The following is a 6204-nucleotide window of genomic DNA, read 5'->3' on the forward strand; positions in this document are numbered from 1 at the left end:
ACGCTCTCTACGAGACGCTGCGCGAACGCGGACTCGCTACCGCTACGCTAACGCCGGAAATCGTCGCTCAGACTTTCCGCAAAATCTCAAAATTCAAAATGCTCATCAGGGTATTTAACTATGACAATTACAACTGATAGAACCTTAGCAGAAGATACAAATTTATCGTGGTTAGTGGGTAATGCCCGTTTAATTGATTTGTCTGGTCAATTATTAGGCGCTCACGTTGCTCATGCAGGCTTAATTATGTTTTGGGCAGGAGCAATAACAATATCTGAAGTTACACGCTTTGTTCCTAGCGTACCAATGTATGAACAAGGATTGACTTTGTTACCCCACTTGGCAACTTTGGGCTGGGGTGTAGGTGCTGGAGGTGAAGTAGTCGATACTTATCCCTATTTTGTAATTGGCATTTTGCATTTAGTTGCATCTGCTGTGTTAGGTGCAGGTGGACTTTTTCATGTTTTTCGTGGTGCGGCAATTTTATATAATGCCGGTGGACAGGCGGCGAAATTTCACTATGAATGGAATGATCCCAAGCAATTGGGTTTGATTTTAGGTCATCACCTAATTATTCTGGGTTTAGGAGCCTTTTTATTAGTGCTAAAGGCAATGATTTTTGGCGGAATTTATGATACTAATTTGGAAAATGTCCGCCTAATTAGCAATCCTAATTTAAACCCAGTGACAATTTTTGGCTATTTAGTTGGTCTGAAAGATGGTAGCTGGACTCCTTTAGGGATGGCAAGTGTTGACAACTTAGAAGATGTCATTGGTGGTCACATTTGGGTTGGCTTCATCTTAATTGCTGGTGGCGCGTGGCATATTCTTGTGCAGCCTTTTACATGGCTAAGACGAATTTTACCGATACAAAATGGTGAAGAAATTCTTTCTTACAGCTTGCTAGGTTTAGCTTTGATGGCTTGGATTTCTGCCGTGTTCGTGGCATATAACACGACAGTTTATCCGAGAGAATTTTACGGTTATGAACGTCTAGGAATGGCAGATATTCAGTTCTTCCTTGGTGTAGTGGCCTTCTTAGGTTATGTTTGGCACTATTGGCGATCATCGCATCAAGCTAATAGTTAATTAAGTTTCGCTCAACCCTAGCTAAATAAACTCCTATGCCTGCGGTTAACAGCAGTGGACTGTGGGCATTTCTTGGAATTTTTATGAGGATAACTAATGTTAACTATGATTTTGTGCGCCTTCTGTGGTTGGACAATAATGGTTCTATTTATTGGTAGTGTCTGGTTAACCTTGAAAAAAGGGATAATTCATTTAAAAACTCTGCATGAAATTCCCTGTTCTGGTTGCGAATATTTTACCAACGACTACCGCCTCAAATGTACTGTACACCCAAAAAAAGCTTGTTCTGAAGAAGCGATCGCCTGTATTGATTTTGAGCCGAAAACCTCTGCCTGTAATGCTTGCAACAAGGGTCGGCGAAAGCTTTGTTAAATTTATTTGATTACTCGTTCAGTAAGATACAAGGGTGCGTAGCTTGCCGCCGTAGGCATCGCTTTTGGCGTTGGTGCTGCGTAGGCGTAGCCCGTCGTAGACATCGCTAATCATTTTACCACTCATTATTGATGTTTCATCTTCTCAAGCTGGGTGTAATCATTCGGATAAGCGCTCTCGAAAATAAAGGCGATATAAATTACAAAGGCATTGAACTTTATTTTCCTTAAATTTAATTAAGCCCAGACTGCGTAATTTAAAACTTTGTGTATAGTCTAATTGAACAGGAATATCACTCTCAATAACTTTTTTCATCGCTGCTTTTAACAATTTATCTTCTTCCAGTAATGAAAGATAGGGATGTAAAAAGCCTCTAAATAATCCCTCATCAGTGGGAGCAACTTTCAGAAATTGTTCTAAAGTTAAATTCCCTGTGGCAATTTGATAAAGAGCAGTCCTTAATAAATAAGGATGACCATCAATCATTCCCCTTAATTGTCCGATTTGTGTATCTGACCAATTTAATTTATGTCGTTCGACTAATTCTTTTATTTGTGTGGCGTTAAATTCTCCTATTTCTACAGATAAACCCACATTAAAGGGGGATTGATTGACATTTAGGGAAACATATACTTCTTGAGAATGAGCAATTACTAAACGCAATTTTTGCCAGATTTCTTCGTTTTTACCGTTTTCATGCCATGCTCGAAGTAAAGCAAAAAATTCTTGAGCAATTTCGGGATAAGGAAAAATTTTATCAATATCATCTAAGCCTAATACTAAGGGAACATCAATATTTTTTAATAAATAGTCTTTTAAATAATTAGTGCAGTTAACTTGACTGCTTAAGCGTCTTTTCCAAGATTGATCTATTTTATCTTCTAGCCCTAATTCATAACTCAGAGTTGCACAGAATGCCTGTAAGAAATTATTGAGATCGGTAAGATTTTCTTGACTCCATAAATTCAGAGAAACTGTGCGATAACCTTTTTGTTTACTATGCTCAAGAATGCGGCTCATTAAAGAAGTTTTACCCATCTTTTGTGGCGCTTTGATGCGGATTAACGCCCCTGGTTGGAGGATGGATTCATAACATTTAATTTCCACCTCTGGACGCTCGATATAAAAGGGGGAGTTAAGAGGAACTTGACCATCAGTATTTTCAAAAATCACTGAGGAGTTGTTCTGTTTTACTTTTGGTGTTGCTTGTTCAACAATGCCTAGATTAATTAGCAATTGTTGCTTAATAAACTGACTCACTCCCTTGTAGACTAAATTCTCTGTTGATTTTGGCTTGGTGATAGAAAGATGGTCGTCATCTGTAGCGGTAGGTTGGACATCTTTTATGCCTGGGTTAACGCTATCTGGGTCTACAACTAAAAAACCTTGAGTGGGTTTCGTTTCAAAATAAACTTTTGTAGTAATTTCCAAGGAATCAACATTTTGCCGATACCACTCGTTAAGTTGACGCAGTTGGGGAATATGTGCTTTCAATTCATTAACACTAATAGAGGTTCGTGCCAAAATACCAATTTTATCGACTAAGTTAGCGAGATGAGAACCAGTGTGAGGAGTCGAGAGAAATACAATGCCTTTTGTCTGTTGAATAACTGCTTTCTTTTGAAATGTCTGAGCATTACGCAACATTTCTTTAACTAATAATCCACCCATACTATGAGCGATAAAAATTATTGGGTATTTTCCAATATCATAAACTTCTAAATATTCTTGTAAATTACTAGCTCTATCAAAGAGTGGCATTGTTGAACCTCTCCACTCAAAGGGTTCAGCTTTGTAGCCAAAAGACCAAATACCTAAATTTGGTCTTTCTTGTGCAAGCCACGTTAACCAAAAATTATCATCGTTGCGTAGTTCTTGCGGATGCCAAGTTCCTCGTGCATGGCCACCTAACCCGTGAACAAAAATCACATCCCCGCACCGCTTTGGATTGTCACATCCTGATATTTTGATTAAACCAGTCATCTCTGCGGGTTCAGGTTTTGGGGTTTTACCAAAAGAAATGTTAAAGGGCATAGATATTATGGAGAGAATCAGAGGATGAAAAATTCTTTTTATGCCACGGCCACAGCGCGACTTAAAACTAGGATACAGCTATTACGTCACTACTCGGATTACGGTGTACACACAAGTCGTATCACCCCCCTTAATCCCCCCTTATAAAGGGGGGAAATAAGATTTCCGGTTCCCTCCCCTTCACAAGGGGAGGGTTAGGGTGGGGTAAAACCTGTCTTCTTCAGCTATTTTCAGACTTCAGGTATCGAATCTCCAAAAGCCTTATTATTGCGTGGAAAATCTCCCAGGAATAAATCTTTACAATCCTCTGAAAGCCTTATCTGCTACAATTTACAAGTCTCTGCAAGAAGAGAGGAGTACAAAACATCCCACCCTCGCCAAGGCCCTCGCCGACCCCATTGACCCCCACTCCCGGCCTCGGCAGCTATCGCTTCATGTCGATCCTGCACCCCTTGCCAAAACGCCTCGACTGCGTATCGATCCTCAATACTCCCCCCTACTGGAGTTGGGAGTTCTCCTAAGTCTACTCTCCTCCGTAAATCGCTCCCGCCTTTCCCAATCCTCAGGTTTATGGGTAATTCCCCATATCTTTTCCACTCCCCATCCTGTCCTCTCCATCCCACACTTTTTGCAAAATCATTATACCCTTTTTCGTTCCAATTTTTCCATTCTTCCTTCTCCCAATCAAAATCGAGAGAATTGCCACTAGCCAAATATATTTTTTTCTGGACACTATAACCAAAATACCCGTTAGAGTTATTAACCCAAAGTGTATCTAGTTCTTTTAAATCCTTACAATTAAAGTTTTTGACATCAATGAAATATAAATCGAAAGAGCCTTGTTTTTTGTTTCCTGCTGAATAGAGAATAAACTGCCAATTTTTTGAATCTGCTTCTCTCCATCTTTGTTGCTTCATTAAATAGTCTAATTCACTCAATAGATGTTTCTTTAAAGATTGATCATAAACTGGATTTGAGCTATCCAGTTTTTTTAGTTTCCGATAAAGCAAAGCTACAATATCAGCATTGCCATTGTAGAGAATATTTATGTCTAAACTAAATAATTCAACATTAGATTTAAACTTAGATTTTAGACTGCTAATATTATTAAATGCCTTATTGTAATCTGCTAAAGCCTTAGCTTTATTTGAATTCTCTTCTAATTTACCTTTAACATAGTTAATATAAACTAAAGTAGCTAAATTACTTGAATTATTCTCAATTTTATTTTCTATTTCTGATAACTCTGGCATAATTTTATTAAAATTTATTTCAGCATTTTTTAAATCATTTTTTTTATTTACCTCCTTTTCCTGATCAACTAAATATTGATATCCTAAAATCAGAGAACTATCTAATAAAGCCTCTTTTAGCTTGGGATTATTAATTTTTTCCTGCAATACTAAACCTGCAATATTCAAAAACTGATTCGCTTCGTTTGTTTTCCCCTTTTGTTGAAGTTGAGAAGCCACTGCTGATAGTTCTCTAATTTTAGCAATTGATTGATTGAGTGCATTTGTATTTTTGTTAGCGGTTTCAACTCCTATAAATGCAGCTATTCCTAATAAACCTGTAATCACTAAAGTGAGAAATAAAACCACAACTCCAAAACGCATTCTTTTTCTAGCGGTTACCAATTGCCTTTCTGCTTTCCGTTTAGCTTTAGCTTCAATTTGTCTAGCTCTTTCTGCTGCTTCTTTTTCTTTCCTTTCTCTTTCTAATTCTGCCTCTCTTTCTGTTTCTGCTAGTTCCTCTTCTCGCTCTTGTTTACGACTAGCTGCTAAAAATTCTAAATCTTGAAAACCTAAACTTTTATTCTTTGCCCAAATTGATGCTTCTACTAAAGCATTTCCTCTCAATAACCTAGAATCATCCTGTTTTCCTGAGAAAATCCACTGACGATAATTCTCTGCATAAGGACGCAAACTGGCTAAAGTTTTCTCAATCCATAAATTATTAAAAATTGCTTGATAAATCAGGTTATAAACTTTTAATTTATTATCTTTTTTAACAACGATTCCCGCTAACTGTAAATCACTCTGTTCAATACTATTATCAATATCAATTCCGCCTGATTGCCATACTTGTTGATATAAATCTAATAAGTATGCTGCTTTCTGTTCATCTCTTTTTAAAATTCTATCCCGAATCGTTCTAAAATGTTCCGGTTCATCTTGAGATTCCCAATTCTCAAGCATTCGATTTCTGACTAAATTCTCTACAAAACCAGCTTCCTCATCTGGGAGAATTATAGTTGCAGATTGACGGACAAATTCACAGACTTTCTGAGTCAAAAATGGCTGTCCTCCAGTCCAGTCTAAAATCGCTTTTATTAAGGTTTCAGGCTTGCTAGTTTGTCCAGAGAATCCATTGATTAAAGGTAAAGCTTCTGCAAATTCAAATCCGGTTAACTCAATTCCTTTGCCAATATTAAAAGGAGTACGCTTTTTATCTTGAATTAACTCAGATGGGGTGGCGACTCCCAAAAGCACAAAAGTAATACGTTGATATTCAGGATTATCAACTCTTTGATTAAAGAAAGCTCGAATTAAAGCAAAAAAATCATCAACCGGAAAATTTAAACTGAGAATACTATCAATTTCATCTATAAAAATAACGTATCCCCTCAATACTTCGGGGTAGAAAATTATTCTGGCATCCACGACCCACCAAATAGATTAGAAGAAGATTTCTCCTGAATAATGGTTG

At 37.5% G+C, this 6204-nt stretch carries 4 protein-coding genes; 2 read left to right on the forward strand and 2 right to left on the reverse strand.

The window, feature by feature from the left end; all coding sequences use genetic code 11:
* Positions 1 to 120: 120 nt before the first annotated feature.
* Together V7K21_RS28390 and V7K21_RS28395 are read left to right on the forward strand one after the other, a co-directional pair.
* Positions 121 to 1089 (forward strand): chlorophyll a/b binding light-harvesting protein, encoded by a 969-nt coding sequence (locus V7K21_RS28390; protein ID WP_335179122.1) that lies wholly within the window; start codon positions 121 to 123, stop codon positions 1087 to 1089.
* A 96-nt stretch (positions 1090 to 1185) separates the two neighbouring features.
* A complete protein-coding gene (locus V7K21_RS28395; RefSeq protein ID WP_335179125.1) occupies positions 1186 to 1461 on the forward strand; it encodes a hypothetical protein in 276 nt (91 codons plus the stop codon).
* A 159-nt stretch (positions 1462 to 1620) separates the two neighbouring features.
* Here the strand turns inward: V7K21_RS28395 and V7K21_RS28400 are convergent, their stop codons facing one another.
* Together V7K21_RS28400 and V7K21_RS28405 are read right to left on the reverse strand one after the other, a co-directional pair.
* Positions 1621 to 3495, reverse strand: a complete 1875-nt coding sequence (locus V7K21_RS28400; RefSeq protein WP_335179127.1) for an AAA-like domain-containing protein — start codon at positions 3493 to 3495, stop codon at positions 1621 to 1623.
* 323 nt (positions 3496 to 3818) lie between these two features.
* Positions 3819 to 6158, reverse strand: a complete 2340-nt coding sequence (locus tag V7K21_RS28405) for a GUN4 domain-containing protein (protein ID WP_335179129.1) — start codon at positions 6156 to 6158, stop codon at positions 3819 to 3821.
* Positions 6159 to 6204: the final 46 nt, after the last annotated feature.

The organism is Nostoc sp. (assembly GCF_036919595.1).
In the GTDB taxonomy this organism is placed as follows: domain Bacteria; phylum Cyanobacteriota; class Cyanobacteriia; order Cyanobacteriales; family Nostocaceae; genus Nostoc.

Coding starts and splice junctions, on each gene's coding strand:
- V7K21_RS28400 (WP_335179127.1), bottom strand. CDS start 3,495: ATGCCCTTTAACATTTCTTTTGGTAAAACCCCAAAACCTGAACCCGCA.
- V7K21_RS28390 (WP_335179122.1), top strand. CDS start 121: ATGACAATTACAACTGATAGAACCTTAGCAGAAGATACAAATTTATCG.
- V7K21_RS28395 (WP_335179125.1), top strand. CDS start 1,186: ATGTTAACTATGATTTTGTGCGCCTTCTGTGGTTGGACAATAATGGTT.